Source organism: Robertkochia flava, assembly GCF_020166515.1.
GTDB lineage: Bacteria > Bacteroidota > Bacteroidia > Flavobacteriales > Flavobacteriaceae > Robertkochia > Robertkochia flava.
Map to the genome: position 1 here is coordinate 632946 of NZ_JAINZT010000002.1, position 26898 is coordinate 659843.

Genomic DNA, 26898 nt, shown 5'->3' on the forward strand with positions numbered 1-26898 from the left:
TAATTTCTGAGTATGGCAACCATATTAAATTTAGAAACAGCCACCACCAACTGTTCCGTAAGCATCAGCAGGAATGGGGAGGTGGCTTTTTTACGCGAAATAGCCGAGCAGGGATACTCTCATGCCGAAAACCTTCACAGGTTTATCCGGGAAGGTATGGAGGAACTTGCCATGGACTTCAGCGCGCTTGATGCTGTTTCCGTAAGCAAAGGTCCCGGATCGTATACCGGTTTAAGGATCGGGGTTTCTGCAGCCAAGGGGTTGTGCTTTTCCCTTGATAAACCGCTCATTGCCATACCAACTCTGGAGATTCTCGCCTGCCAGTTTTCTCAAACCGATGGCATCACCGTTCCTATGCTGGACGCGAGGCGAATGGAGGTCTATGCAGCCATGTATGGTCCGGAAGGGGAAGAACTCCGGGAAACAAGAGCCGAAATTATCGATGCTGAAAGTTTCGCAGACAGCCTGTCTGCCCACAAGCTCTATTTTGTGGGGAATGCAGGTGATAAGTGCAAAGAGGTGATCCGGCATGAAAACGCACACTTTATTCAGGAAGTGAATTTACCTTCTGCTAAGGAAATGGCGATGCTTGCCGAAAAGTTCTATAACCGCCGGGAATTTGTGGATGTAGCCTATTTCGAACCCTTCTACCTTAAGGATTTTATGGCGCCAAAGAAAAGGAATTAAGCCTGGACCTGCTTTTGTATCTGCACCCGGTGAGGGAAGGGGATCTCGATACCCGCAGCGTCAAGAGCATCCTTGCAGCGTTCCAGGCATCCAAACCGTACATCCCAGTAATCTCCGGAATCTGCCCATGGCCTCACTACAAAATTCACCGAGGAATCGGCCAGTTCCGATACCGCAACGGTGGGGGCAGGCTCTTTGAGGGTTTTTGGATGTGAATTGATGGCCTCCAGGAGTACCTCTCTGGTTCTTTGCAGATCGGAACCGTAATCTACCCCGATAACAAGGTCTACCCTGAGCTTTCCTTTTTTAGTGTAATTCACAATATTTCCATTGGATAATGCCCCATTGGGGATAACAATGGTTTTGTTCTCAGGCGAATTCAGAATGGTGTTAAAGATCTGGATCTCCTCGACAACCCCCAGCTCCCCCTGAGCTTCAATAAGATCACCAACCCTTACCGGTTTAAAGATCATCAACAGGATACCGCCTGCAAAATTAGAAAGCGACCCCTGCAGGGCGAGTCCGATGGCCAAACCTGCAGCGGCGATAACCGCAGCAAAGGACGCTGTGCTTACTCCCAGGGTTCCAAGTACAACAATTACAAGAAAGATCCTGAGTCCGTATTTCAGGAAATTCAGCAAAAATTTGGAGAGGCTGATCTCGTAATCGCGTTTCTCCATGATGCGTTTGGCCACTCTTACCAGTCGCGCGATGAGCCAGGATCCTATGATCCATATGAGAATGGCCCCGATGATCTTGGGGCCGTAAATAATTACGGCATCCATGCCTTTGTCAATCCACTTGTCTAATTCCATGTTTTACGGTGTTAAGGTTAAAAAATGACCTTAGCAAAAGAAGCAGGAAAAGACAGGGTGGGAGCGGAAATTGTTATCCTTTTTTCTGGATCTCTACCTGATGTGGATAAGGGATTTCGATACCTTCAGCGTCGAATCGCATTTTCAGCTCTTCCAGTACATGCCAGCGACACGCCCAGAAATTGGCATTGGTGGCCCAGTAGCGCAGGGAAAGGTTTACGGAACTGTCTGCCAGCTCGGCAACCATGACCTCAGGCTGGGGGTCCTTTTCCACCTTTTCGAAAGTATTCACGATATCCAGCAGGATGGTTTTGGCTTTTTTAATGTCTGAATCGTAGCTGATTCCTACAATTAAGTTTTCTCTTCTTGTATTTTCGGCACTGAAGTTTACAATGTTGTCGTTCGCTAGTTTTCCGTTAGGGATAATGGCCATCTGGTTTCCGAAGGTGCTTAGTTTCGTGTTGATGATGCCGATTTCCTTAACTGTACCGGAAATGCCCTGGGCTTCAATAAAGTCACCGACCCTGAAGGGCTTAAAGATCAGAATAAGAACTCCGCCGGCGAAATTGGAGAGGGAGCCCTGAAGGGCCATCCCGACCGCCAGACCGGCTGCCGCTATGATCGCAGCAAAAGATGTGGTTTCAATACCCAGGGTGCCAAGAATAGCAAGGATGAGTAGGATCTTTAAAGACCACGAGAGCAGGTTTTTCAGGAAAAAACGCAAACTGGGCTCATACTCGCGTTTCTCCATAATAAAGTCGACGGCCTTTACCAGTCTTTTAATCAGCCAGAATCCAACGATCCATAAGAGCAGTGCGCCAAGCACACTTAAAATAATAGAAGTCAGGTCCAGGCTGGCAATATAATCAAGAGAAGATTGCAGCAGTTCTGCAGTTTGGTACGTTTTTTCCATAGTAGCACTTTTTTATAAAATTAAGAAAAGTGCTATAAAAGGTCAGAACTTAACCTGTTAAAAGACGATTATGGTCGTTATTACGTAGCTGCTTCCAGTTGTTTAATACACTCTTCAAGAGTGTGTACAGGCAGATCACATTGCTGATTTTTACAAATGAAGAATTGCAAACGATCGCTATTATACCGGTTTTTCAGGATGGCTATGGAAGAGCTCGTTTCTGAAGGTATCACCAGGGTATTGGACAGGTAGCGCTCCTGTAATCTTAAAGAAGCTGCTATGGCCCCTGGTCCGGTTACAGCGACCTCCCGGAAGGGCATCTCATAATTCAGGGCCAGATCCAGCCAATTTGCGTGGCTGTATGGGTACGCCATAAAATCTTCCCGCATTTGGCCCAGCATTTGGGTGGCCAGGGTGTTGTATGCCTCATTGCCGAAGATAGCCCCGAGGGTAAAGAGATTTTTAGCCATTACAGAATTAGATGCAGGAATTACATTATCACTCTTTTCCACAGGATTACTGATAAGTGCACAGTCGTTATGGGCAGAGAAAAGAAACATCTTTTGTTTTTCGTCAAAGAAATTATCCAGTACATGATTACATAAATACCGGGCCCGAAGAATGTATTGATGGCCGCATCCGGCCTGGAACAAGGTGATGCAGGCTTCTATAAGGAACGCGTAATCTTCCAGGAATCCGATATCTCCGGTCCTGCCTTTTCGGTAGGTATGGGAAAGCTGTATGTCTTCACGGATCATGACCTCTTCGAGGAATTTCATATTTCTGAGAGCGAGCTCCAGGTATTTTTCTTCTCCTGAGGCCAGGTAGGCATGGGTAAGTCCGGTAATGGTAAGGGCATTCCAGGAGGTGATGCATTTATCGTCCAGGGAAGGTCGCGGTCTTTTACTGCGTTGCTTTAAAAGTTTGACCCGGCAGGATTCAAGCGTCTCCCTTAGCTGTGGTTCCGGAATTTCGAGGGCTAGCGATAGATTTTCCAGGCGGTCTTCCCGGAACAGGACATAGTTCCCGTGTTCCCAATACCCTTTTGCGTTAATGTTGAATACTTTACTGAAAACCTCAAAATCCTCTTTGAGAATGTCCTCCAGCTCCTCCTTTGTCCAGGTGTAATAGGCTCCTTCTTGCAGTTGTTCTTTTGCATTTATGCTGTCTGCATCAAGACTCGAATAAAATTCGCCATTTTCTCCAAGTAAGTCCCTGATTAGAAAACTAAATATACCTTCCATGATCTCGAGGTAGAAGGGATCCCGGAATTTACGGTAAGCCAGTGCATACGTTTTAAGCAACTGGGCATTGTCATACAACATCATTTCAAAATGGGGGATATGCCATTTCTCATCTGTTGAATACCTGGCAAAACCGCCCCCGAGATGATCCCAAAGTCCTCCTGACGGCATTTTTAACAAGGTGTTTTTAAGGTAAGTATCTACTTGGCTGTCCTTTTCCAGGTCACTGTATTTCAACAGGAAATTCAGGTTTACCGGCATCATAAATTTTGGGGCACCCTTCCGACCTCCATGGGTCATGTCCATATATGGGATCCAACCGGCAATTGCATTTCTTATATCGGCAAGCGTGGGGAGGGGCTGTTGTGACGAAGGTGGGTTTGTATTTATCAGGGAGATCCCTTCGGTTAGTTTCCCGGCGTACTCCTCTATTTTTGGTAGGTCGCTCTTGTAGAGCTCCCCTAATTGCTTTAGGATAGCCATCCATTGCTCTTTTTTAAAATAGGTGCCGCCCCAGAAAGGTCGCCCGTCCGGAAGCGCCACCACATGCATAGGCCAGCCTCCGCTTCCTGTCATGATCTGCACAGCCGTCATGTACAGCTGGTCCACATCCGGACGCTCCTCCCGGTCAACCTTTATGTTCACGAAATACCGGTTCATAATGCCGGCTACTTCGGGATCTTCAAAACTCTCTGCTTCCATAACGTGACACCAGTGGCAGGCAGCATAACCTACGCTTATTAAAATCGGTTTATTGGCAGACCGGGCCAGGGAAAGGGTTTCCTGACTCCACGCTTTCCAGTGAACGGGGTTGTTTGCATGCTGGAGCAGGTAGGGACTGTTCTCTTTGTGTAGTTCGTTTGCCATGGATGGGTACATAAAAAACGCCCTTCGCAGGACGTTTGTTGAAATTTACTGGTGGTTATTAACTTATTTCAGGCCAAAGGTTATTTTAGCATTCACCCTGTAAGAGGAGATCTTTCCATCTTTAATGGTGGCACTGTGCTCTGCAATATAAACAGATTTAATATTTTGTACGGTGGCCGAAGCTTTTTCAACAGCCTGATGGGCTGCATCTTCCCAGCTTTTGTCTGAGTCGGCCAGTACTTCAATTACTTTTAATACGGACATAGGTTTACATTTTAAATTTTACTTAACTTTAGTATTTAAAGATAAGGATTTTAAAAGCATTAAAGGTGTAAATAACTGTAAATCAACCCTGTAAAAAGATCAATCGCTAATTGAAATTGATCTTTTTTTAATGTTTATGTAACAGGATGTTATCACAGGTTTAGCACTTTTGAAGTTAGCTGTTTACATTATGGAGCAATTATATATTTTCATGTTGATCGCCTTGTTCTTCCTGGCTGTCACCGATCTGGTGGTAGGAGTTAGCAATGATGCGGTTAACTTTTTGAATTCTGCGGTGGGTTCAAACGCCGCCACCCTGAGAACCATACTGGTTATTGCCAGTATCGGAGTGGCGGTTGGAGCGATATTTTCAAGTGGATTGATGGAAGTGGCCAGGAAGGGTATTTTTGACCCTGGTCAGTTCTTTTTTGATGAGATCATGATCATATTTATCGCGGTCATGATCACCGACATCCTTCTGCTTGACCTTTTTAACTCCCTTGCCCTGCCAACCTCTACAACGGTTTCCATAGTTTTTGAACTGCTCGGTGCTGCTGTGGCTGTATCGACCATCAAGATCATCCAGGCCAATGGGAGTTTTGCAGATATTGGAAATTATATTAATGGAGCTAAAGCCACCGAGATCATCCTGGGCATCCTGCTCTCTGTGGGGATTGCCTTTACCGTGGGGGCCGTGGTACAGTGGTTCTCGAGATTGCTTTTTTCCTTTCAGTTCGAAAAACGAATGAAATGGGTAGGCGGCCTTTTCGGGGGCCTTGCCATAAGTGCGATCACTTTCTTTATCCTGATAAAGGGCATTAAAGGCATCAGTGTAATTCCCGATTCCTTTCTTACCGTGGTCAATGAAAATCAGTGGCTGATACTGCTGGGGAGTTTTATCATTTTCGGACTGATGTCTCAGATCATTGTTAGCATGACACCTTTTAGTCTTTTCAAGATCATTATCCTGATCGGAACCTTTGCCCTTGCCCTTGCTTTTGCAGGTAACGACCTCGTGAATTTCATAGGGGTGCCTATTGCGGCATATCAGTCTTATGAGCTGTGGCACGCTTCTTATGAGGCTACCGGAGTTCTACCCTCAGAATTTGCTATGGATTCTCTGGCCGGAAAGGTCGAGACTCCCGCCTATCTCCTGGTAGTTGCAGGTATCGTTATGGTAGTTACCCTTTGGCTTTCCAAGAAAGCCAGGTCGGTTATGTATACAGAGATCAACCTGGCCAGAAGCGGGGAGGGAAGTGAAAAATTCGAACCGAACTTTCTTTCGCGCATTATTGTAAGGGCATCGGTTAATCTCAACGGGGCCCTTAAAATGATAGTGCCCAGTAAAATGCAGGAGGTCATTGCCGATAATTTCAGCAAACCTGTAGAGAAAAGGGCTAAAAGTTCTGAAGAGCCTGCCTTTGATATGGTTCGGGCTGCTGTAAATCTCATGGTGGCCAGTATCCTGATCTCTATTGCCACCAATATGAAACTTCCCCTCTCTACAACCTATGTGTCGTTTATGGTGGCCATGGGAACCTCCCTGGCAGATAAGGCCTGGGGCAGGGAAAGTGCTGTCTACAGGGTGGCTGGGGTTTTTAATGTGATAGGAGGATGGTTCGTAACTGCCATTGTAGCCTTTACTGCGGCTGCGATCTTCGCAACGATGATCTATTTTGGAAAGGTATATGCACTTGTAGCGCTCCTGCTTTTGGCGGCCGTTCTGATCATTCGGAGTTTTGTCGTGTATCGCAAGGCAGAAAAAGAAAAAAAGGCCATCGCGAAAATAGACCGATCTTCCCTTATTACCATAAATGAGCTCATTTCCGAAAGCTCCGATAATATCTCAAAGGTGATCGGTGGAGTAAATAATATTTATACAGGTACCATTGACAATTTGGGTCTGCAGGACCTGAAAAAGCTTAAAAAGTACAAGAAAAAACTGTCTGTGCTGGAAGAGGATGTGGATGAGCTCAAGGGTGATATTTTTTATTTTATTAAATCCCTTGATGAAAGCTCGGTAGCTGCAAGTAAGTTTTATATCCTCATCCTTGATTATCTCCAGGATATGGTTCAGTCTATTGGGTATATCAGTAAGAATAGTTATTCCCATGTCAATAACAATCACCGGAATTTAAAATTTAACCAGATCAGAGATCTCAAGCGCATAGATAAACGCCTGCAGGAACTCTTTGACAGGATCAAGGCAGATTTTGAACAGAAGAGTTTTGAGAATATCCAGGACATTATTGACGAACATAATACCTTGCTGGACGAGGTTTCAGCTTTAATTGAAAAGCAGGTGGCCAGGATACGCAGTACCGAAACCAGTCCTAAGAACACTAAATTGTATTTCAGTCTGCTTTTAGAAACCAAAGACCTGATCCGGGGCACGGTGAACCTGTTGAGTTTGTTTAGTGAGTTCCACACGAATTACTCCAGGATCAGTAAATAAAAAACCGCGCTAAATGCGCGGTTTTTAAAGGTATGTTTTCAGTGCTTAGCCGTTAATTGCCACGACCTCATTCACTTTGTCATGAAGCATATTCTTGAGCATGGTTTCAATACCGTTCTTAAGGGTAAATGTGGAGGAAGGACAGCCACTGCATGCTCCCTGTAAAATCACCTTAACCGTGCCTGAGGCCTCATCGTAGGATTCAAACATGATATTTCCTCCGTCACTGGCAACAGCGGGTTTTACATATTCTTCCAGGATGGCTACGATTTGCTGGCTGGTGTCATCCAGGTGAGAAAGGTCGGGTTGTGCAGGTCGTGCCGTTCCGTTCTCCTGTGATGTTTGTCCGGGTTGTTTGCTGATCGCCTCATCGCTTACAATCTCTTTACCTTCTTCGAGGTAGGCTCTGAGATATTCCCGGAGTTCCATGGCCACATCGTTCCATTCGGCGATATCGTATTTGAGTACAGAGACGTAATTTTCGTCAATAAATACCTCCTTGACAAATGGAAAATGAAATAAGCCGGTGGCCAGGGGTGAAGGTTTAGCCTCTTCGATGTTTTTGAATTCGTAAGGAGCCAGAACCAGTTTCTTATTCACGACGAATTTCATTGCTGCCGGATTAGGCGTGCTTTCGGCATAGACAGTAACGGGGACTTTTTTGTTTGGGTCTTCATTCTCGAGAATAACGGGTTCTCCGGAGTTCAGGTAATTCTCGATTTGTTCCGCGACTTCGTCCTGAACCTCCGGCCACTGTACAATGTCGAATCGCTCAATAGCAATAAAATTCCCTGAGATGTAAACCGTTTTGGTAAATGGCAGATAAAATAATTGTTTTGCCAATGGACTGCTGGCTGCCTCATCCACGTTTCGGAACTCGTAATTCTTATCCCTTGAGATGAATTTATTCGCTTCGAACTTGACAATGGCAGGCCTGTTCGTTGGCCTTATTGTGATCTCTACCTTTTTCATAGACTTTATTTTAGCGCAAAATTACAAAATCACTTTAGATTTATTTTATATTTGATAGGTTTCCTAATGACGTAACCTCTTAAATCCATGTCCTTTTATTTCCGGATCACTTTCCTTTTGTTCTTCCTGAACTTTTTCTTTCTCAGGGCGCAACAGGGACTTCCGGTCTATCACGATTATCTAACAGACAACTGGTATTTGATCCATCCGGCAATGGCCGGAGCGGGGGAGGGAGGAAAAATTCGCCTTACAGCCCGTAAACAATGGTTTGACGTTGACCGGGCCCCAAACTTACAAACATTGAATGCCCATATGAGAATAGGCCGTAGCAGTGGTCTTGGGGTCGTATTTTTTAACGATGAGAACGGATACCATGCCCAAAGTGGATTAAAGGTTACCTATGCCCACCATCTCAGGTTCTCACGTGATATGAGGGACCTGAATCAGCTCTCCTTCGGATTGAGTCTTGGGATGATACAAAGCCAGTTGGATGAGTCAGAATTTATATCACTGGTGCCGGATCCTGCTGTAGGTGCGAGTGCAGGGCAAAGCAGTTATTTTAATGTCGATGTGGGGTTGTCCTATCACTTTCTTGAGTTTTTTGCGCATCTCACCATCCGTAACCTTTTAGGGAGTGGCAGGGATCTTTTTACGGTAGAGGAGTTCGATAATGTTCGGAGGTACCTGGTCTCTGCGGGGTATCTTTTCGGGCAGGGCGACTGGCGTGCAGAACCCTCATTCCTCTTTCAGTATGCCGAATTCACGAGGGAACTTACGGGAGACCTTAATTTTAAGGTTTACCGGAGTATCAATGAGTTCACACTTTGGGGAGGTATCTCATACCGGGGGAGTTTCGAATCGGGAAGTGCCACCCAGCCCGATGCTTCAAACTATAATGCGGGCCTTGATCTTCTTACGGTACTGGCTGGATTCAACTATAAAAACTTCATGTTTGGCTATACTTATTCCCATCAGTTTGGAAATGCTGTTTTCGATAATGGCGGATTTCATCAGCTAACTTTGGGATATGATTTTCTAAAGGGCAGCCAGCCTTATGATTGCAAATGTCCTGCAGTGAATTATTGAAATGTGCTCTGATGGATGGCTCGCAGGTTTATGTACCATTTTTTTAAAAGATGATTTGACACGGCCAAATGATAAATACACGAAATTTGAATAAAAATCTTAATATGCATTGTATAGAAGTAAGAGGGAAGAAGCCCGTATACGGGAAGAATTGTTTTTTTGCGCAGACCGCTACTATCATCGGGGAAGTCAGTATGGGGGACGAGTGCAGTATATGGTTTAATGCCGTGGTCCGGGGGGATGTTCATTATATAAAAATGGGTCACCGGGTGAATGTGCAGGATGGAGCCGTAATACATTGCACCTTCGAGAAAAGTCCTGTCAATATCGGAGACAGGGTGTCTATAGGGCATAATGCGATCGTTCACGGATGTACCATCGGGGATAATGTATTAGTAGGTATGGGGAGTATTATTATGGATGATTGTGTGGTGGAGTCTAACGCCATCATAGCGGCAGGAGCTGTGGTTACCAAAGGAACCGTGGTCTCCTCGGGAAGTATTTATGCCGGGGTACCGGCCCGCAGGATCGGGGAGGTTAGTGCGGATCTCAGCAAAGGCGAAATCGAAAGGATCGCAAATAATTATGTGAGGTATGCCTCCTGGTTTAAAGATACTGGGGAGGTTTGAATTTATTGGCTACTTTTGCATATAAATTCTCAAAACACTTATAATGAAAGCATATATTTTCCCCGGACAAGGGGCGCAACATACAGGAATGGGGCTGGACTTATACGAGAAGTCGGCCGAAGCTCAGCGACTTTTTGAACAAGCCAATGAGATCCTGGGATTCTCTATAACCGATATTATGTTTGAAGGCTCTTCCGAAGACCTTAAGCAAACCAGGGTGACTCAGCCGGCGATCTTTCTGCATTCGGTAATTCTAAGTAAGATGATGGGAGATAGTTTTACCCCTGATATGGTAGCCGGGCATTCCCTTGGAGAATTTTCTGCCCTGGTGGCTAATGGTACCCTGAGATTTGAAGACGGGCTGCAGCTGGTTTCAAGACGGGCACAGGCCATGCAAAAAGCCTGTGAACTGGAAGAAAGTACCATGGCTGCAGTTTTAGGACTTTCAGATGCTGATGTGGAAGAAGTATGTAAAAATATGCAAGGGGTGGTAGTACCGGCAAATTACAATTGTCCCGGACAATTGGTGATCTCCGGGGAACTGCACGCTGTTGAAAAAGCCTGCGAAGCTATGAAAGAGCGAGGTGCTAAAAGAGCACTTTTACTACCCGTGGGCGGGGCCTTCCATTCTCCCCTGATGGAGCCTGCAAGAGAAGAGCTCGCTGCCGCTATAGAACAAACCAAATTTTCTGCACCTCTTTGTCCGGTGTATCAGAATGTAACCACCACTGCAGTGACCGATCCGGATGAAATTAAGAAAAACCTGATCGCTCAGCTTACCGCTCCGGTAAAATGGACACAGAGTGTTCGTCACATGATCGCAGACGGTGCTACATTGTTTACAGAGGTAGGTCCCGGAAAAGTGCTTCAGGGATTGGTGAAGAAAATCGACCGCAATGCTGAAGTCGCCTCCGGCCTTTTCATTGCCGGAGAATAACCCCCTTAACTTAACCTGATTATATACTATACTATGAAAAGAAATGTAATGTTGATGGTACTGGCCATGGGAGTAGCGTTTACCACCTTGTCCTGCCGGGAAAAAACGACCGCAGAAAAGATTGAAGACTCCCTCAGGAGTGCAGGCGAAAAACTGGAAGAAGCCGGGGAAGAACTTGAAGATGCAGCCGGCGAAGCCGGGAAAGCGCTGGAAGATGAGGCCGAGAAAGTAAAATCGGACTTGAAAAAGAAACTCGATAAAATTAAAGGATAAAAAAAATCCCCGGTGAAAGCCGGGGATTTTTTTTAAGCTGTGATCACACAGTCTTTACAGTCTTTTACAGTACCGTAATAGGTCTCACGATACTTGTGCAGCGTTCCCAACGGGATCAAACCTAAAAGCATCTTCCTGATATAAGTTACCTTTACGCTTACACTTCCCATTTTTCTGCTGTACCTTTTCTCTACTCTGGTCTTTCGTTTAATTCGTATCAAAGCCATGATTTAAGATTATAAAGTCAAATAACGCGATTACAGGCGTTTAAGTCAAATAGTTATATTTTATGTAAAATAGAAAATGTTCAGATTCAGGGAGTGTTTCCCTCCTGTTTGGGGTTCGGGGAAGAGGGGGCATATCACCTTATCTGGCCCTGGCTTTAAACCGCTGCTATCGCTTACCTCGTGGGGTTTAAGGTTATTTTTCGTACAAGTAATAATGAAGGAGCTGCGAAATCTTTTTCGGTATCAGAATTTTGCCATAGATAAAAACTATAGTGCGGTGTGATTCGGGCCTGTAAAAGATTTTTTTAACGTTTCGGTTTGTGATTGTCCCATATTATGTTAGGTAATTAATCTTCGGGAAATGCAAATTAATGGGTACTTTTATTAGAAATAATTCAGGCCATGAAATTAAGGATCAAAGAGAATACCCTCCGGTTTCGATTAAGTCAGGGAGAGGTAACTGAGTTCAAAGAGCAGGGAACTGTGCGTTCGATCACCTCTTTTAACCTCTCGGGAGCCCAGCAATTGATCTATGTGCTTCAACGATGTGAAAGTTGTGACCTGTTGCAGGCTACTTTTTCCCAGAATATGATCGTGGTTAACGTACCCGCTGCCACGGCAGATGAATGGACCGATACCAACCTTGTCGGATTCAATAATGAAGTCGATGCGAAGGATCCGTCTGATCTTTTCATTCTTGTGGAAAAGGATTTCCAATGCCTGCACAAACGGCCGAATGAAGATGAGTCGGATAATTTCCCAAACCCTTTGGCCGATCTTAAAACCTGAACTGTCTCCGGAAAGATTGCAGATCATAATTTGTAAAAGCAATCCCGGAGCGCGTTTATTTCACCAGGTCTTCTATGGAATTTCCCGTAAGGTGTTGAATGTTGCGGGTGATCTTATCGATATCCCAATCCCACCATCTGATCTCCAGAAGCTTTCTGATCTTTTCTTCAGGAAATCGTTTCCTTATTTCCTGTGCGGGGTTGCCACCAACAACGGTGTAGGGAGGTACATCTTTGGTAACATTAGAATTGGCTGCAATAATAGCTCCGTCTCCAATGGTTACACCCGGCATGATGGTGGTGTTAAACCCGATCCAGACGTCATTGCCTATTACTGTATCTCCTTTGATCGGATAGGATTTTCCCTCCATGGCCTTTTCCCATCCATTCCCAAAGATGGCAAAGGGATAGGCGCTGACGGATTCGGTTAGATGATTCGCACCATTCATAATGAATCGGACCCCGGAAGCGATCATGCAAAACTTTCCGATACTCAGTTTATCCCCGATAAAATCAAAATGATACCTCACATTTTTCTCGAAATTTTTAACATCTTCAAAATCGTCGTAATAGGTGTAATCGCCCACGGTGATATTCGCACTTTTAACAACGTTCTTTAAAAAGCAGAGCCTGTCGTGATGCTCAAGGGGGAAGGTTTTATCTTTATCGGGTCCTTTCATTTCTTTCTGATCGGGAAGATCGTAAATAGAATTCGTATGTTGAGTTCAGCGGTTCACCCTGCTCCTCCTTATTCTTCTGATTCAAGAACAAACCGGGCCAGAGGCGCCATCCTGGCCTTATTAAGGGAAAGCGTATCTCCATGTATGGTATAATTGTCTGCCCGCTCCAATACTTTCATAAAATCAGATTCAACGGAGTTCATACAGGCCCTCTGGGTAGAGATCATTTGTGTAAAGCTTAGTTGCTGGCCCTCTCCGAGAGTATAACCGCCGGAAATGCTATTGCAGCCGTTATAGCCCGACATGCGTTGTTCTTCTGCATTAAAAATGAGGAAGGCATCTTTCTCTCCCTCCTGTGTTTGTACTTCCTGTCCTAAGAGGGTAATAAGTTTCCATCGTCCATCTGTAATGCTCGCATTCTGAGCCTTTTTTTCGGAATCAGCAGCAATCGATTGTGAAGAAGTATCCACATTATTGTTTTTTCCTTTTATCCCGCATCCGAAAGAGAAGAAGAGGGCGAAGAGGAGGATGGCAGGCAGAGCTGAAGTTTTCATGCGCTAAAGATTTAAAAGATTAAATATAGTTTTTAATTAACTGGTAGTCAATAATGTGTATCTGATTCGTGAAACGTTTTACCCACAGGGTATAACGAGTTCTGAACTGAGAAGGCTAACAGCCAATAATCGTACCATTTTTTTTCAAGGCTCAGAATAAGGTTGTACCTTAAAGGGTATGAAATCCGGGGTATTAAATAGTGTTATAACCGTATTGCTGGTAGTATTGTTTTCGGGCTGTGGATCCGGGAAGGGAACATTCTCTCCCGAACAGCTGGAAACGTCCAGAAAGCTCATTATGAATAAGGCATTTGAATTTGATGCCCAGTGGGCCATTCCGATCTCTTCTCAGGATATGACGGTTTTGATGAATGCAGGCCTTCTGCGTCCCGGCGATGCTCCCAACAGGATCAATTTAATGGGCAACCGGAACTTCCTCAGTATACATGGAGATACTGTGCGTGCCTATCTTCCCTTTTACGGAGAACAACAGATGCATGTTTCCTTAAATCCACAGGATCAGGCCATTCAGTTTGATGAAGTGGTTAACGACCTTCAGGTTAATTTTAGTGAAGAGAAGAATCAATACGAGATCCGTTTTAGTGCCTCCCAGGGGATCCAGGGGTACGTGGTGTTCTTAACGGTCTTTCCAAACTTACAGGCCAATCTAAGGGTGAATAGTTCAAGCAGGGACTTTATTGCTTACCAGGGTGAAATTAAACCCTTGGAGCCCAGCCCGGAAAAGAAGCAATGATATCCTTTTTTGCCGCTGTAGATCTGCTGTCTTAATCCTTTATCCTTTTTACCTTATTGTATCAAATGTGGTCTTCAACCTGATTCACAGGCATATTTCATTATTTCTTTTTTCCTTAGTGGAGAATCCGGAAGCAGATGCTTATTTTTAAATCGTCTTTTTATCATATCTGCAGATGGGAGATTCAAATGCCCCGGGCCGCGCCGGACTTCGGGAAGTCTTTTTCGTATTCTTTAAATTAGGATGGATCGCCTTTGGCGGACCGGCAGCTCATATCGCTATTATGGAAAAGGAGGTGGTGGAAAGGCGGCAATGGATTACCCGTGAGCATTTCCTTGACCTGGTGGGTGCCACCAACCTGATTCCCGGCCCGAATTCTACGGAAATGACGATGCACTGTGGCTATGAACGGGCCGGTTGGAAAGGGCTTTTCACAGCCGGAATTGCATTTATTTTTCCTTCCGTTGTCCTTACAGGGATCCTGGCCTGGTTTTATGTGGAATATGGCACGGTTCCGGCCGTGGCACCCTTCTTATACGGGATCAAACCCGCAGTGATGGCTATTATTCTTAGTGCATTGTATAAACTGGGAAAGAAAGCCCTGAAAAGTTGGGTGCTCGGAATCATAGGGGTGCTTGTTATCATCGCTTCCCTGTCTGGACTTGGTGAAATCTATGCCATACTTCTGGCCGGATTGGCAGGGCTGCTATGGAGTGGTGGCGGAATTCTGAAAAACAGGGGGAGTATAAAGGGTTTCTATCCTTTCGTATTTGCCTTTGCGGGAAAGGTTGCAGGTGCTGCCGTGTCTTCATGGAAGGTATTTCTGGTGTTTCTTAAAATCGGGGCGGTTTTGTTCGGGAGTGGTTATGTTCTGGTGGCATACCTGGATGGAGAACTGGTGGAAAAGCTGGAATGGTTAACCCGACAGGAGTTACTCGATGCGATCGCTATAGGGCAATTTACCCCGGGTCCGGTACTTTCAACGGCCACCTTTATAGGCTACCAGCTTCACGGAGTTCCGGGAGCCCTGGCTGCCACTGCAGGTATCTTTTTGCCGTCTTTCTTTTTTGTACTTCTTCTGAATCCGGTGGTGCCTGAACTCCGCAGATCAAAGCTTGCTTCCGGTTTTCTGGATGCTGTAAACATAGGGGCGGTGGGTATAATGGTAGCGGTGACCTTTACCCTGGGGAAATCAATTTTAACAGACTGGCAGGCCTGGGTCATAGCACTGTTAAGCTGCCTTGTGGTATTCCGTTTTAAAAAGATCAGTGCCCTCTGGATCGTGGTCGGGGGTGCCATCCTCGGCTATGTCTTACTAAAGGTATAAGGGTTTGCGTGGGTATTAATCCTCAGGTGTTCAGTATTTGTCATTGAGTTCCACCCAATATCCGTCGGGATCCTGCAAAAAAGTTTGCCGTACCCCGTCGGGTCGCGTTTGCACCAGCCATGGTTCTCCATCGGCACCAAGTCCTCCGTATTGTACCCCTTTTGCCTTCAGGTAACTCAGGAAAGCGTCCAGATCCTCCACGGCGATGGCAAAATGGTTATATCCGTTTGGGGCAATTTCGATGCCTTCGATCTCCCCGATATGCAATTCCCCGGCATCGCCCAGAGAAAGGAACATATAGGGGTCGTCCTCACCCCACCAGGGGGTTTCTATAGCTTCCAGCTGAAGAATACCTATATAAAACGCCTTGCTCTCTTCAAGGTTGCTCACCACGAGGGTTACGTGGTTGAGATGAGATTTCTTTTCTTGTGCAAGACCCGGGAGGGGGATAAGCAGGAGAAAAAGAAAAAGGATATTTTTCATTTTAAAGGAATTTAAAAGTATATACAAAACAACTGAAATACTTCAGAAGGCTTTTTGAATCAGGGGTCATAGTTATTGCTCCGGGGTGGTTCTTTTTCTTTGCGATCCGGTATTAAGACCATGGATTTCCGAAATTCCTCCCATGCCACCTGATCACCATTAATTGTGAAAGATGCTTTTTTCTTGACTAACCAGTAAATGGAACCTATCATGACTCCGGTTATGGCCCCGGCTGCCATCCCGGCAGCCGCCCAGGAGGCATCATCCCCCAGGAAGGGCGTATTGCCTTTGGAGAAAACTCCCGGAAGTGACGGGGCGGCCAAAATAATGGCCGGCACCACAATATTGTTTCCATAACTCCTTTTGGTGCGAATTTCCCCTATTTCCCGATAGGTGAAAATAAGGGTGTCTTTTCTTAATTTGGTATAAAGCAAGTTGTCTGAGGTCTTCACCAGGCGACCTTTGCCTATTTTTTTACCATGGAGGTCATAGATTCGTATAAATGGGAGATCCTGGGAGTGTACTTTAAGGTTGAAGATCAGAATGGGGATGAGCTGTAATAAAAAGACATATCTCATCTTAAGGGTTGTTTCAGTCAGGTATTATGAAGATACGAAAATAACCTAATGTGTTGCAAGCCATATTTCTACGCTGTTCGTAGCTTCTTTCTGAATTCAGGGCAGGGATATTTGGTAAAGCCGGATAAGAGAGATCGGTGACGGAAAGTTGACTTTGGGATCAGGTAAATAAAGGTGGCTCAGGAATCAAATCGGAATGAAAGATTTTCATTAAGTAGGAATTTGATTAACTTTTAAGGATGTATGCAAATACAGGACAAAACCTATTCAGGATGAGTACTTTTTTTCAAAATTGGGCGGAAGCCGCGTATACCAGTCTCGGATTTTTCTGGATGGCTCTTTGGGCTTTTATCCTCGGATATGTGATCAGTAGTATGATACAGGTGTTCGTTACCGAAAAACGCATGCAGAGGGTCATGGGGAAGGGGAAAACCAGTGGCGTACTTCTGGGCGCCTTTTTCGGGTTTATCAGTAGTTCCTGTAGTTTTTCTGCCCTGGCTTCTGCAAAATCCATCTTTAAAAAGGGAGCCAGCTTTGTCGCTTCCATTTCATTTTTACTCGCCTCGACCAACCTGGTGATCGAACTGGGAATCATCATCTCCATATTTCTCGGGTGGCAATTCGTTGTCGGGGAATACATTGGGGGTGTCTTGCTGATCCTGATAAGCTGGGTCCTCATTCGGTTGATCAATCCGGAGCAATTGATAAGTCAGGCCAGGGAGCGCCTTGGAAAGGAAAAAAAGGATCAGGGACAAAAGGAGAATAGTAACTGGCAGGATAAACTGCAAAACGAAACCCAATGGGCCCGGGTGGGTAAAAAATACAAAATGGAGTGGCAAATGGTATGGAAGGATGTTACGGTGGGTTTTACCATCGCCGGAATCGTTGCCGCTTTTGTGCCGGATGAATTTTTCAGAACACTTTTTATAAACAGTGGGAAGGCCCAGGCCGATTTTACCTTTTTTGAAATTCTTCAGCATGTGATCGTAGGACCGGTAGCCGCGTTTTTAACCTTTATAGGCTCTATGGGGAATATCCCACTTGCTGCCCTGCTCTTTAGTAAAAAGGTGAGTTTTGCCGGGGTCATGGCTTTTATCTTCAGTGATCTGGTGGTGTTTCCCGTATTGCGGATCAATGCCCGTTATTACGGTTGGAAGATGTCTTTGTTTATCCTTTTCCTCTTATTCACCTCCCTTATCGGTACATCGCTTTTATTACACTATGGTTTTGATCTGTTCGGAAAGCTTCCGGATCCATCCCTGGTGAAGATTCAGAACCGGGAATTCTTTAAACTGGATTATACCTTTTTTCTGAACCTGGCTTTCCTGGCCATTTCGGCCTACCTGGTCTATCTCGGTTTTTTTAAGAGAAAGGATGTGGGGCACAGCATGGGAGAGATGGCTCCAAAAAGCGAGGTGTTGGAACAGGTCCTGAAATACCTGTCTTTTGTTTGCTATCTGTGGCTGGGAGTGGGAATCGTACTCAGGTATATTATCCTGTAAGCTTTGCCCGGAACGTGGTAGTTAAGAGTAGTTTTAAACCCTCGATTTTTACAACCGAATCAGGCAGAGAGCGTGGGAGATCTGGATTATATTCCGGGACAGGAATTTTGCCTTGACTTAGAAACGGAACATCTTAACCCTCGTACCTCCGTACCTCCGTACCTCCGTACCCCGTACCCCGTACCCCGTACCCTACTTTGAAGACGCCCTTTTTAAACGATCGTTCACGGAGGCCCCAACGCCTTCATCCGGCAGCAGTTCTGCAATGATAAGCTCAAGATCAATACCATCCAGTTCATGCATGACTCCGTACAAATTGGCTGCGGCCTCCAGGAAGTCACCCTGAAGAGAGAGCGTCCTGTATTGGAAACGCGTATCATCACCCGGAGGACTGCTGAAATAGATAATGCCAAGTTTTTTTTCAGCGTGCGCTTCCATAGCCTTTGCCACGTTATTCGTGGCCAGGAACGGCGTTGTGGGCGAATAATGTTTTTTAAACATTCCGGGGGTGATCACTGAAGTATCTTTTGCTTTAATCACCTCCACCGGGCACTGCAATACATCTTCGATCTCTTTTTTGGAGATGGTGCCCATTCTGTAGATCCTCGGTTTCCCGTCTTCAAATCCCAGGATGGTCGATTCAATACCCTTGGAACAAGGACCGCCATCAAGAATGAAGGGCGTTTTATCGCCCAGGGAATTCTGTACGTGTTCCGGGCGGGTAGGACTGATATGATTCGAACGGTTGGCACTGGGGGCTACCAGGGGGAAATCCAGTTTTCGCAGCAGGGTTAAGGTGAGTTCGTGATTGGGCATTCTAACCGCTACGGTTTCCTTTCCGGCTGTGATCTTGTCTGAAATATGCGGGGCCTTTTCAAGTACCAGGGTAAGGGGGCCCGGCCAGAAATGATCTGCCAGTTTAAAGGCCATTTCCGGAATGTTGATGGCCAGGGTTGCTAACTGCTCTTTCGAGGCAATATGGACGATGAGTGGATTGTTGGCGGGTCGGTTCTTGGTTTGATAGATCTTCTCTACCGCGGTATCAGAAAATGCATTTGCAGCCAGCCCGTAGACTGTTTCCGTAGGAATTGCCACCAGCTGATCTTGCTTCAACAACGTGATTGCCTGTTCTATAGACGAAGTATGGGCCATCGAATTAAGAATTTCTGCAAATATAAGGCGCCCCGGATTAAGTCTGACTCAGGATCTGCAGAAAGGGAGCCCCCTTGGGTATGGTCATATGGAATTGATCTAAACGCTGCCGGACCCGAAGCGGATTATTTCCCGATCATATACTCATAAAAGGATCTGGAAATGCCTGCCAATTGCTGTGTGCCCTTATCAAAGTCTTTTAAGTTCTTTGATAGCAATACCAGAACATAGGCTCTGCCATCCGGTAAATACACGATCCCCGCATCGTGGTGCACCCCGGTGATCGAACCCGTCTTATGGGCTACTTGAACCTCCCGGGGGAGGTCATGAGGAATGATGTCATTAAATTTTTGGTCTTTCAGAATAGATCGCATAGCCTCACAATCTGCCCCGGTTCCAGCCTTATTGGTAGCTATGGCATCCATGATGACCAGTAGATCTTTTGCCGTGGTCGAGTTGCTAAGGCCCTGTTCATAAGCCTTTATGTCTTCCACCCCACGGAGCACCTCGATTTTACCGGCCCCCAGATCGCGCATGGTGGCCGTTACCTTTTTCGCATCCACCAGCTCTATCAGGACGTTGGTGGCCAGGTTGCTGCTTACAGTGATCATGCTGTACATCAGGTCACGTAAGGCTACCTTGGTATTGATCTTATTGTAGATGATATCGTCACTGTCATCATTGATATCCATTCGGTATGGACTGCCGTCGACGATACTTTTAAACTCATTCACCAGAAGTATGGAATCGTTAAGGTCGATCTTTCCGGCTTCTTCCTGTTTGAAAAGCTCGATCATAACAGGGACCTTCATGGTGCTGGCTGCGTGAAACTCCGTCTCCCCGTTGATGAAAAGACTGTCGGCCCGATCGGAAAGATCGAGGAAGGCAACAGCAATATCCCCTTCAACAGAATCGATCTGGGCGCGCACTTTTTGTTCTAAAGCTTCTTTATTGGTGAGCTTAGGCTGGCAGGCTATCATACAACAAAAGAGTAGGATGGCTGAGGTAATTCTTAGGGATGCGGTCATGTTTTTCAGATATATGCTTTAAATGTACTAAGAGCAGAAAACAAAACCAATATTGTCAATAAAAAGCCACCGGAATTTCGGTGGCTTTTTATTTTTATGACAGGAGCTTTGGACGTTTTAACCCTCGCAGCTGGAACAGCTTACGATATTGGAGACAAATTCCTTGGAAACGCTCTGGCTCCTCTGGTAATACAGCGTTTTGACCCCAAGCTTCCAGGCTTCGATCATTAATTTATTCACTTCGCGAACCGGTAAACTCGCCGGAATGTTCAGGTTCAGGCTCTGTGCCTGATCTATGAATTTCTGTCGGATCGATGCCTGTTGAACGATCTCCAGCTGACTGATCTCCTTAAAGGTTTTAAACACATCCTTTTCTTCCCGCGTCAGTGCTTCGAGGTGTTGTACACTGCCGTGGTTGAGCATAATACTTCTCCAGGTGTCTTCATTGTCAAGACCTTTTTCGGCCAGCAATGCTTTCAGGTACTTGTTCTTTCGCATAAAGTTCCCTTTGGCAAGTCCGGCCTTGTAATAATTGCTGCTGAAGGGTTCTATCCCGGGAGAGGTTTGCCCGAGGATGGCTGAGGATGAGGTGGTGGGTGCGATCGCCATTAAGGTTGTATTTCTAAGTCCATACCCCTTAAGGATTTCCGGTTCTCCATAGATCGCAGCTAATTCTTTACTCGCTTTGGTGGCCTTCGCCTGTATCTCTTCAAAGATCTTATGGGTTAGCCCTTTGGCCCGCATCCCTTCAAACGGGATCCTGTTCTTTTGCAGGTAGGAGTGCCAGCCCATAACTCCCAGCCCCAGGGCCCGGTGATTTTTTGCGAATCGGTTGGCCGAGGCCAGGTAGTGATTACCTTCCGTTTTGGCGATGAATTCCTGGAGGACTCCATCCAGGAAATAAATGGCTAATTTCACCGCTTCCGTATCCTTCCATTCGTCATAGAGTTCCAGATTCATGGAAGAGAGGCAACAGATGAAGGATTCTTCTTCGTTGGATGGTAAAGCGATCTCAGAACACAGGTTACTCGAGTGAATGGTCTTGTTCTTGTCTTTATAGACCTGGGGCTTAAACCGGTTGATATTGTCTTTGAACAGAATATAAGGGAGCCCTTTTTGTTGTCGGCTTTCCAGGACCTTAGCCCAAACCTCCCGTTTTTCCAGATCTCCATCGATCATTTCCTGCATCCAGTAATCGGGTACACAGACCCCGTAAAACAGGTTCTGAATAGGGTTTCCAATATTTTTAATTTCCAGAAACTCCCTGATATCCGGGTGATCTATATCCAGGTAAGCGGCAAAAGCCCCGCGGCGAACCCCTCCCTGGGAAATGGTGTCCATGGCGGTGTCAAAGAGTTTCATAAAACTCGTAGCTCCGCTGCTCTTTCCGTTGTCGGTTACAGCGCTGCCCCTTCCTCTTAATTCCCCGAAATAACCGGAGGTTCCCCCTCCGATCTTGGTTTGCATGATCACCTCTCCCAGTTTGTGGGTGATGCCCTCAATGTAATCGGGGACATAGACATTGAAGCAGGAAATTGGCAATCCGCGTTCGGTGCCCATATTGGCCCATATGGGGGAGCTCAGGCTCATCCAGCCGCGTTCGATCATTTCGATGAAGGCTTCGGCCAGCTCAGGTTTGTAAAGTCGGCCGGCCGCCGCGGTGGCCACGCGCTCGATGGCAGATTTTACAGTTTCTCCTTTTAAGAGGTATCCTCGATTCAGGATCTGCTGACTTTCTTCATTCAGCCACCATAAACGTTCATTCTCTGGCTTATTTGTTATCAGGGGTTGGGTCTGGACAGTAGTTGTCATAAGCGATATTTTTTAGTGTTCCGAAAAGGAATGATGGGTTAGATTAGAAAAGGTCTGCGGCGGTAATGCTCTTGTCGTGCTTGGTGTAGTCTACCGGCCTCCGGGCAAAGAAATCGTCAAGGCTGTTGGCAAACACTTCCTCTTCGAACCACAGCATGGGCTGGTATTCCTTCTGTGAGATCTCATAGAGCTTTGGGAGCCCGATCTTTTCCAGGCTCTCATCCAGCCTGAATTTCATGAAATCCATCAGGTTCTTTTTGCTGATCTGTTCTAAAGATCCGTTCTCAAATATCCAGTTGAGGATCTCCTCTTCTGCCGCTATGGATTTTTTAACGATCCGGGTGAGCTTTGCAGTGAGCTCTTCGTTAAAGTATTCGGGAAATTCTTCACGTATCCGGTTGATGATGTAAATACCTGCATTGGCATGGATCTGTTCATCAACCGAGGTCCAGGCAATAATATTACTCACATTTTTCATGACCCCTTTAAACCGGTTAAAGGATAGTACGATGGCGAACTGGCTGAAAAGCGAGACGTTTTCTATAAGGATGGAGAACAGGATCAGGGAGGTGGCATAATCCTTAGGGTCCCGGGCCCTGGTGTGCTCCAGCGCTTCAGAGAGATAGGCAATCCTGTTCTTTATGGCAGGGGTTTCGATCACTTTTGAGAATTCGTCATTATAGCCCAGTACCTCCAGTAACCTGGAATACGCCTGGGAATGCCTGAATTCACACTCAGCAAAAGTGCTGCCCAAACCGTTGAATTCCGGTTTTGGAAGATGTTTGTAAAGATCTCCCCAGAAAGACTTGACAGCCACCTCAATTTGCGCTATGGCAAGCAGGCTTTTCTTTACGATGTCCTTTTCTCCTTCCGACAGATAGGCGTGGAAGTCCTGAACGTCTGCTGTAAAATCGACTTCAGAATGTACCCAGAAGGACCTGTTGATGGCGTCAGTGAAATCGAGAATTCCGGGATACTCAAAAGGCTTGTAATTAAGCCGTTTGTCAAAAATACTCATACTACTTTTGTTTTATAGGTTAAAAATCAAAAGCATAAAATTTGATGGAAGGGACTTGACAGATGCGCATGGATAGCAGCGCTGTTGAAGAATCCTTGACCATTACTTTTTATGCGAAAGTAAAAGTCGTTGTTTCCGAAAGGTGATCTGGCTTGTTAGAAATCTAACTTACAGTTGCGCAACAGCTCATGATTCTCACATGATTCCCCTTTTTGTTCCAATGAGGTCCGGAACAACTCTTTGATTCGAAATTAACAATTTAGAATGCCGGTACCCGGATGTAAACTATTTCTTATTCACATAGTTATCCACATCAGATGGTTTCTTCTGAAATCCAGGCACCCGGATGTTCACCCAACCAGAAAGCGGACGTTTGATGTTCGATGGTTTGCTCCCCATCCCGTTAAAAGAAATTAGTCGGATCAGACCTTTTCCGGGGTTTCTGGAAATATAGTTTTAGCGCCCTGGAAATGAAAAGAAAACATCACCCGTGGTTGTCAATTTCCGACTGGTTTTATCATATTTAATTTAACTGTAAATTGTATTTGATTGTAACAAGCCCGGCTGTGATTCGTCGAAACCCTGACCAATACATATAAACAATGCGTGAAAATAAGCCCGAGGGCAAAGCATTGGCCGATTACCCGGTCAATACAAAAATTAAACTGGCAGCACTTTGGACCTCTTTGATGTTCCTGTACATCTATGCCGACTATTTCAGGCTGATGACCCCGGAAAAGCTTGAGCATATGATACAACTCAAAACCCCCATGGGGCCAACCACGCCTGAAATATTAATGATATTTTCTGTGATTTTGATCATTCCGGCACTGATGATCTTTCTATCCATTTTCCTGAAACCCCGGCTCAACAGGTGGTTAAACATGATCGTCGCATTTTTGTATACCTGTATTTCCGTACTTATCGTAATATCCGGGATTGGAGATCCATGGCAAAAATTCTTCGTGCTGTTCAACCTTATTGAGATCGTGGTTTTTGTCCTGATCATCGTGCAAGCATGGAACTGGCCTAAGACTGAATAAACCTGATTCTTTAAGCATATAAAACCTTTGGATGCTGGTTGTCCTTCAGTGGGAAGATGTTCATCAGCATGCTAAACTAAATCAACCATCATGAAAGAAACGCAAGAACAATTGTTAAGAACAGCCCGATGGGCAGGGGTATGGTACCTGCTTATGGCTATTTCGGGTATCGTAGGATTTTTAATTCTTCATTCCAAGGTCTACAATGCCGACCCGCAGCAAACCCTGAATAATCTGGTAGAGGCGACTTCAATGGCACGCCTGCGCCTGATTATGGAATTTGCTATTGTCGTATCTCAGGCGCTCACTGCCGTATGGTTCTATAAGCTGTTCAAAGACATCAACAATGGGGCTGCCTGGGCTACCGGAGTCTGGGGTACGGTCAATGCTGTGATCATTATGGTAAGCGCTGTCGCAATGGCTGCGGCCATTAAAACAGGCTTGTCGGATCATTCTGCAGATGATAAGCTCTTGCTGATTGACCTGCTCACCAATCTGATCAGGGGTGCCTGGGGGGTTGGCGGACTTTTCTTCGGGCTCTGGCTTCTTCCCCTGGGATATATTATTACCAGCTCGGGGAGAATGCCCGTTTGGTTGGGCAGAACCCTCATCCTTGGAGGTATAGGTTACCTGGTGAGTACCATTATCGCCTACGCCGGGGTTTCTGGATCCTGGGTGAGCGCTCTTACCCTCCCGGCCACCATAGGGGAATTCTGGATGATCGGCTATCTGTTGATCTTTGGGATAAGGCCGGAAAATGATTTCCAAAACCAGGAATGATAAACAAATAGTAGTTCACCAAAGTGTGCAAGTTATTAAGAATGTACCTTGGTGATTCGCGATATGAGAAACTTGTTGCTGTTGACTGAAGATCATTGCAAAATACTCCTGTTAAAAGGATTTCACCATCTATAAAACCATCCATCATGAATGATATAAAAAGGTATTTATATCTCTTGCTTTTGGCTATTGTAACTTGTGGTTACGGCCAAGATAATACCTCAGAAGCCACCAGGATACTGTTCATAGGAAACAGTTACACCTATTTTAACAGCACTCCGCAATTGGTGGAAGCCTTTGTCAGAGAACGATCTCCGGAACAGGCTGTAGAAACCAAACTAATCAGTAATGGAGGGATGACCCTTGCTCGTCACTGGCAGGAAGAAAGTACACTGGAGACCATCAGGGAAGGAGATTGGGATTATGTTGTACTTCAGGAACAAAGTAAACTGGGTATGCCGGTAGTTATTGATGGTCATACCTACTTCGGAAATACCACCCTGTTTTTTGAACACGCCAGGAAATTTAATGCAGAAATTAAGAAGTCCGGTGCGAAAACCGTGTTCCTGATGACCTGGTCCGAACGGGATCGGCCGACAGAACAGGCCATTCTATCTCATGCCTACACAGCCATAGCAAAAGAGCTCAAGGCTATTGTAGTTCCTGTAGGGTTGGCCTGGGACACCGTGCGAACCCATCCCGAACTCGACCTGTACAGTCCCGATGGCTCTCATCCTTCTCCTGTGGGATCTTATTTGTATGCAGCTACTCTTTTTGCTACCCTTTTCGACACTACTCCGCTAGGGGTGTCAGGAACCATTTCCGGCCATCGATTATCAAACAGGGGAGTTCCTTCAGCAGATCAAAACGTCCTGGTGCGGATCCCGGAAGACAAAGCGCAACAAATACAGCAGGCGAGTTGGGATGTTGTAGAAGCGATGAATACCTCTGAAAATTATCTGAATTTTGAGGCACCAGAGCCCGGTTATACTATTCCGGTGTTAGCAGATGGGGAAACTTTCAGTCTCAAAGATATTACCGGAAGTTGGTATGGTACAGGAACCTATGGCTTTAATTATCTCGGGCAGGTTCTGGATTTCAAAGAGGAGGAGGGAAAAACCGTAGTCTGTCTTTCATTTTTATCGCCACACACCAGGGATGTAATGAAAATTGAAAAGGTGGATCACAAAGATGATCGATTGACCCTGACACTCTTCGATCCGGTCAGAGACCGAAATGCTACCTTGGAAATTTCGCTTGCAGAAGGTAAACTGAAAGGATTGATGACTTCTCCGGGGAATGTATGCTGGTATAATCATCTGAATTTTACCAGATCTGCAATTCATCAGGGTGTTGACCTATCTGCCATGGAAGCTTTAATGGATAATTTCGAATCAAAAACGACTGAGGAAGGATATGTAAAATCCGCCGTACAGCATTATGAAGCCTACAGTAAGCTCCTGGGTAGGAAATATATTCCTGAAGAGTTTTATTTGAATGCTGAGGGTTATAATTTATTAACGGAGGAAAAAATAGAAGATGCCCTCAATGTATTCGCACTGGCCATTAATTATTATCCACACTCGGTGAATGTTTATGATAGCTATGCAGAAGCTTTGGTTGTAGCAGGGAGGAAAGAAAAAGCCATAGCGATGTACACCAAAGCCTTTGAAATGGCAAAGAAAACGGGTTATGAAAACCTTGGGCGTATTGAGAATACCCTTCAACGATTAATAAATAATGAGGATATAGATGCTCCCGGACCGGCATTTCCTCCGCCACCTCCACCACCCTCCGGAGGGCGAAAATAGCAGTTGTCCTTTTACAGTTGAAAGTAGGTGATCGCTAAGGAGGTAATAGAGTTGGTGGTTAGCGTCTTCGAATATTCTAATAATTTGGATTTTGAAACCTGACAGGATCATTATTTCTCTTGTCAAAATTCCTTTTATATTTCAAGTCGGGTCAGGCTAACCTTTATCCAGGATCCTGAAGGCTATTGGGTGGAGATCGATGATAAACATTGAAACTTT

Annotated in this window: 27 protein-coding genes and 1 riboswitch; of the genes, 13 read left to right on the top strand and 14 right to left on the bottom strand. The window is 45.5% G+C overall.

Annotated elements, in window-relative coordinates:
* Positions 1-12: 12 nt before the first annotated feature.
* Positions 13-687, top strand: coding sequence for a tRNA (adenosine(37)-N6)-threonylcarbamoyltransferase complex dimerization subunit type 1 TsaB (gene tsaB, locus K7R11_RS03205; RefSeq protein WP_224488601.1), 675 nt, complete (start codon positions 13-15; stop codon positions 685-687).
* Here the strand turns inward: tsaB and K7R11_RS03210 are convergent.
* From K7R11_RS03210 to K7R11_RS03225, 4 genes are all read right to left on the bottom strand, one after another.
* Entirely contained in the window at positions 684-1502 is an 819-nt protein-coding gene (locus K7R11_RS03210; protein ID WP_224488602.1) for a mechanosensitive ion channel family protein, read from the bottom strand. The genes tsaB and K7R11_RS03210 overlap by 4 nt on opposite strands.
* Positions 1503-1575: 73 nt before the next feature.
* The gene (locus K7R11_RS03215) at positions 1576-2415 is read right to left on the bottom strand and encodes a mechanosensitive ion channel family protein (RefSeq protein WP_224488603.1); all 840 of its coding nucleotides are present in this window, start codon (positions 2413-2415) and stop codon (positions 1576-1578) included.
* A gap of 80 nt (positions 2416-2495) precedes the next feature.
* Positions 2496-4526 (bottom strand): thioredoxin domain-containing protein, encoded by a 2031-nt coding sequence (locus K7R11_RS03220; RefSeq protein WP_224488605.1) that lies wholly within the window; start codon positions 4524-4526, stop codon positions 2496-2498.
* Positions 4527-4589: 63 nt separating this feature from the next.
* Positions 4590-4790, bottom strand: coding sequence for a dodecin family protein (locus K7R11_RS03225; RefSeq protein WP_224488606.1), 201 nt, complete (start codon positions 4788-4790; stop codon positions 4590-4592).
* Positions 4791-4980: 190 nt separating this feature from the next.
* Here K7R11_RS03225 and K7R11_RS03230 point away from each other — a divergent pair, with 190 nt between their 5' ends.
* Complete coding sequence (locus tag K7R11_RS03230) at positions 4981-7245, top strand: inorganic phosphate transporter (RefSeq protein WP_224488608.1); 2265 nt, start codon at positions 4981-4983, stop codon at positions 7243-7245.
* A gap of 45 nt (positions 7246-7290) precedes the next feature.
* Here K7R11_RS03230 and K7R11_RS03235 read toward each other — a convergent pair whose 3' ends face one another.
* Entirely contained in the window at positions 7291-8217 is a 927-nt protein-coding gene (locus K7R11_RS03235; protein WP_224488611.1) for a NifU family protein, read from the bottom strand.
* Between the two features lie 87 nt (positions 8218-8304).
* Between K7R11_RS03235 and K7R11_RS03240 the strand changes: the two genes are divergently transcribed.
* From K7R11_RS03240 to K7R11_RS03255, 4 genes are all read left to right on the top strand, one after another.
* On the top strand, positions 8305-9303 hold the full coding sequence (locus K7R11_RS03240) for a PorP/SprF family type IX secretion system membrane protein (protein WP_224488612.1): 999 nt from the start codon (positions 8305-8307) through the stop codon (positions 9301-9303).
* A gap of 104 nt (positions 9304-9407) precedes the next feature.
* Positions 9408-9932, top strand: a complete 525-nt coding sequence (locus K7R11_RS03245; protein WP_224488613.1) for a gamma carbonic anhydrase family protein — start codon at positions 9408-9410, stop codon at positions 9930-9932.
* Between the two features lie 43 nt (positions 9933-9975).
* On the top strand, positions 9976-10869 hold the full coding sequence (gene fabD, locus K7R11_RS03250; RefSeq protein WP_224488614.1) for an ACP S-malonyltransferase: 894 nt from the start codon (positions 9976-9978) through the stop codon (positions 10867-10869).
* A gap of 33 nt (positions 10870-10902) precedes the next feature.
* Complete coding sequence (locus K7R11_RS03255) at positions 10903-11142, top strand: hypothetical protein (protein WP_224488615.1); 240 nt, start codon at positions 10903-10905, stop codon at positions 11140-11142.
* Positions 11143-11174: 32 nt separating this feature from the next.
* On the opposite strand, the gene K7R11_RS03260 is transcribed toward K7R11_RS03255, so the two are convergent.
* Complete coding sequence (locus K7R11_RS03260; RefSeq protein WP_224488616.1) at positions 11175-11369, bottom strand: hypothetical protein; 195 nt, start codon at positions 11367-11369, stop codon at positions 11175-11177.
* 402 nt (positions 11370-11771) lie between these two features.
* On the opposite strand from K7R11_RS03260, the gene K7R11_RS03265 reads away from it, so the two are divergent.
* Entirely contained in the window at positions 11772-12158 is a 387-nt protein-coding gene (locus tag K7R11_RS03265) for a DUF7009 family protein (RefSeq protein ID WP_224488617.1), read from the top strand.
* A gap of 55 nt (positions 12159-12213) precedes the next feature.
* Here K7R11_RS03265 and K7R11_RS03270 read toward each other — a convergent pair whose 3' ends face one another.
* Both K7R11_RS03270 and K7R11_RS03275 read right to left on the bottom strand, forming a co-directional pair.
* Positions 12214-12837, bottom strand: a complete 624-nt coding sequence (locus K7R11_RS03270; protein WP_224488618.1) for a CatB-related O-acetyltransferase — start codon at positions 12835-12837, stop codon at positions 12214-12216.
* A gap of 68 nt (positions 12838-12905) precedes the next feature.
* Positions 12906-13391, bottom strand: a complete 486-nt coding sequence (locus K7R11_RS03275; protein WP_224488619.1) for an META domain-containing protein — start codon at positions 13389-13391, stop codon at positions 12906-12908.
* 178 nt (positions 13392-13569) lie between these two features.
* On the opposite strand from K7R11_RS03275, the gene K7R11_RS03280 reads away from it, so the two are divergent.
* Entirely contained in the window at positions 13570-14145 is a 576-nt protein-coding gene (locus K7R11_RS03280) for a DUF4251 domain-containing protein (RefSeq protein ID WP_224488621.1), read from the top strand.
* A 175-nt stretch (positions 14146-14320) separates the two neighbouring features.
* Positions 14321-15472, top strand: coding sequence for a chromate efflux transporter (gene chrA / locus K7R11_RS03285; protein WP_224488623.1), 1152 nt, complete (start codon positions 14321-14323; stop codon positions 15470-15472).
* Positions 15473-15502: 30 nt separating this feature from the next.
* On the opposite strand, the gene K7R11_RS03290 is transcribed toward chrA, so the two are convergent.
* Together K7R11_RS03290 and K7R11_RS03295 are read right to left on the bottom strand one after the other, a co-directional pair.
* Complete coding sequence (locus tag K7R11_RS03290; RefSeq protein ID WP_224488625.1) at positions 15503-15955, bottom strand: VOC family protein; 453 nt, start codon at positions 15953-15955, stop codon at positions 15503-15505.
* Between the two features lie 59 nt (positions 15956-16014).
* On the bottom strand, positions 16015-16533 hold the full coding sequence (locus K7R11_RS03295; RefSeq protein WP_224488627.1) for a hypothetical protein: 519 nt from the start codon (positions 16531-16533) through the stop codon (positions 16015-16017).
* 272 nt (positions 16534-16805) lie between these two features.
* On the opposite strand from K7R11_RS03295, the gene K7R11_RS03300 reads away from it, so the two are divergent.
* Positions 16806-18035, top strand: coding sequence for a permease (locus K7R11_RS03300; RefSeq protein ID WP_224488629.1), 1230 nt, complete (start codon positions 16806-16808; stop codon positions 18033-18035).
* A 192-nt stretch (positions 18036-18227) separates the two neighbouring features.
* Here K7R11_RS03300 and K7R11_RS03305 read toward each other — a convergent pair whose 3' ends face one another.
* The 4 genes from K7R11_RS03305 to K7R11_RS03320 form a co-directional block, all read right to left on the bottom strand.
* Complete coding sequence (locus K7R11_RS03305) at positions 18228-19187, bottom strand: L-threonylcarbamoyladenylate synthase (protein WP_224488631.1); 960 nt, start codon at positions 19185-19187, stop codon at positions 18228-18230.
* 125 nt (positions 19188-19312) lie between these two features.
* Entirely contained in the window at positions 19313-20215 is a 903-nt protein-coding gene (locus tag K7R11_RS03310) for a serine hydrolase (RefSeq protein ID WP_224488633.1), read from the bottom strand.
* A 117-nt stretch (positions 20216-20332) separates the two neighbouring features.
* Complete coding sequence (locus K7R11_RS03315) at positions 20333-22027, bottom strand: ribonucleoside-diphosphate reductase subunit alpha (RefSeq protein ID WP_224488636.1); 1695 nt, start codon at positions 22025-22027, stop codon at positions 20333-20335.
* 43 nt (positions 22028-22070) lie between these two features.
* Positions 22071-23045, bottom strand: coding sequence for a ribonucleotide-diphosphate reductase subunit beta (locus K7R11_RS03320; protein WP_224488637.1), 975 nt, complete (start codon positions 23043-23045; stop codon positions 22071-22073).
* Between the two features lie 120 nt (positions 23046-23165).
* Positions 23166-23291: riboswitch (cobalamin riboswitch) on the bottom strand.
* Positions 23292-23647: 356 nt separating this feature from the next.
* On the opposite strand from K7R11_RS03320, the gene K7R11_RS03325 reads away from it, so the two are divergent.
* The 3 genes from K7R11_RS03325 (at position 23648) to K7R11_RS03335 (ending at position 26679) form a co-directional block, all read left to right on the top strand.
* Complete coding sequence (locus K7R11_RS03325) at positions 23648-24088, top strand: DUF6326 family protein (RefSeq protein WP_224488638.1); 441 nt, start codon at positions 23648-23650, stop codon at positions 24086-24088.
* 90 nt (positions 24089-24178) lie between these two features.
* Positions 24179-24868, top strand: a complete 690-nt coding sequence (locus K7R11_RS03330) for a DUF4386 domain-containing protein (RefSeq protein ID WP_224488639.1) — start codon at positions 24179-24181, stop codon at positions 24866-24868.
* A gap of 146 nt (positions 24869-25014) precedes the next feature.
* Complete coding sequence (locus K7R11_RS03335; protein ID WP_224488640.1) at positions 25015-26679, top strand: DUF4886 domain-containing protein; 1665 nt, start codon at positions 25015-25017, stop codon at positions 26677-26679.
* Positions 26680-26898: the final 219 nt, after the last annotated feature.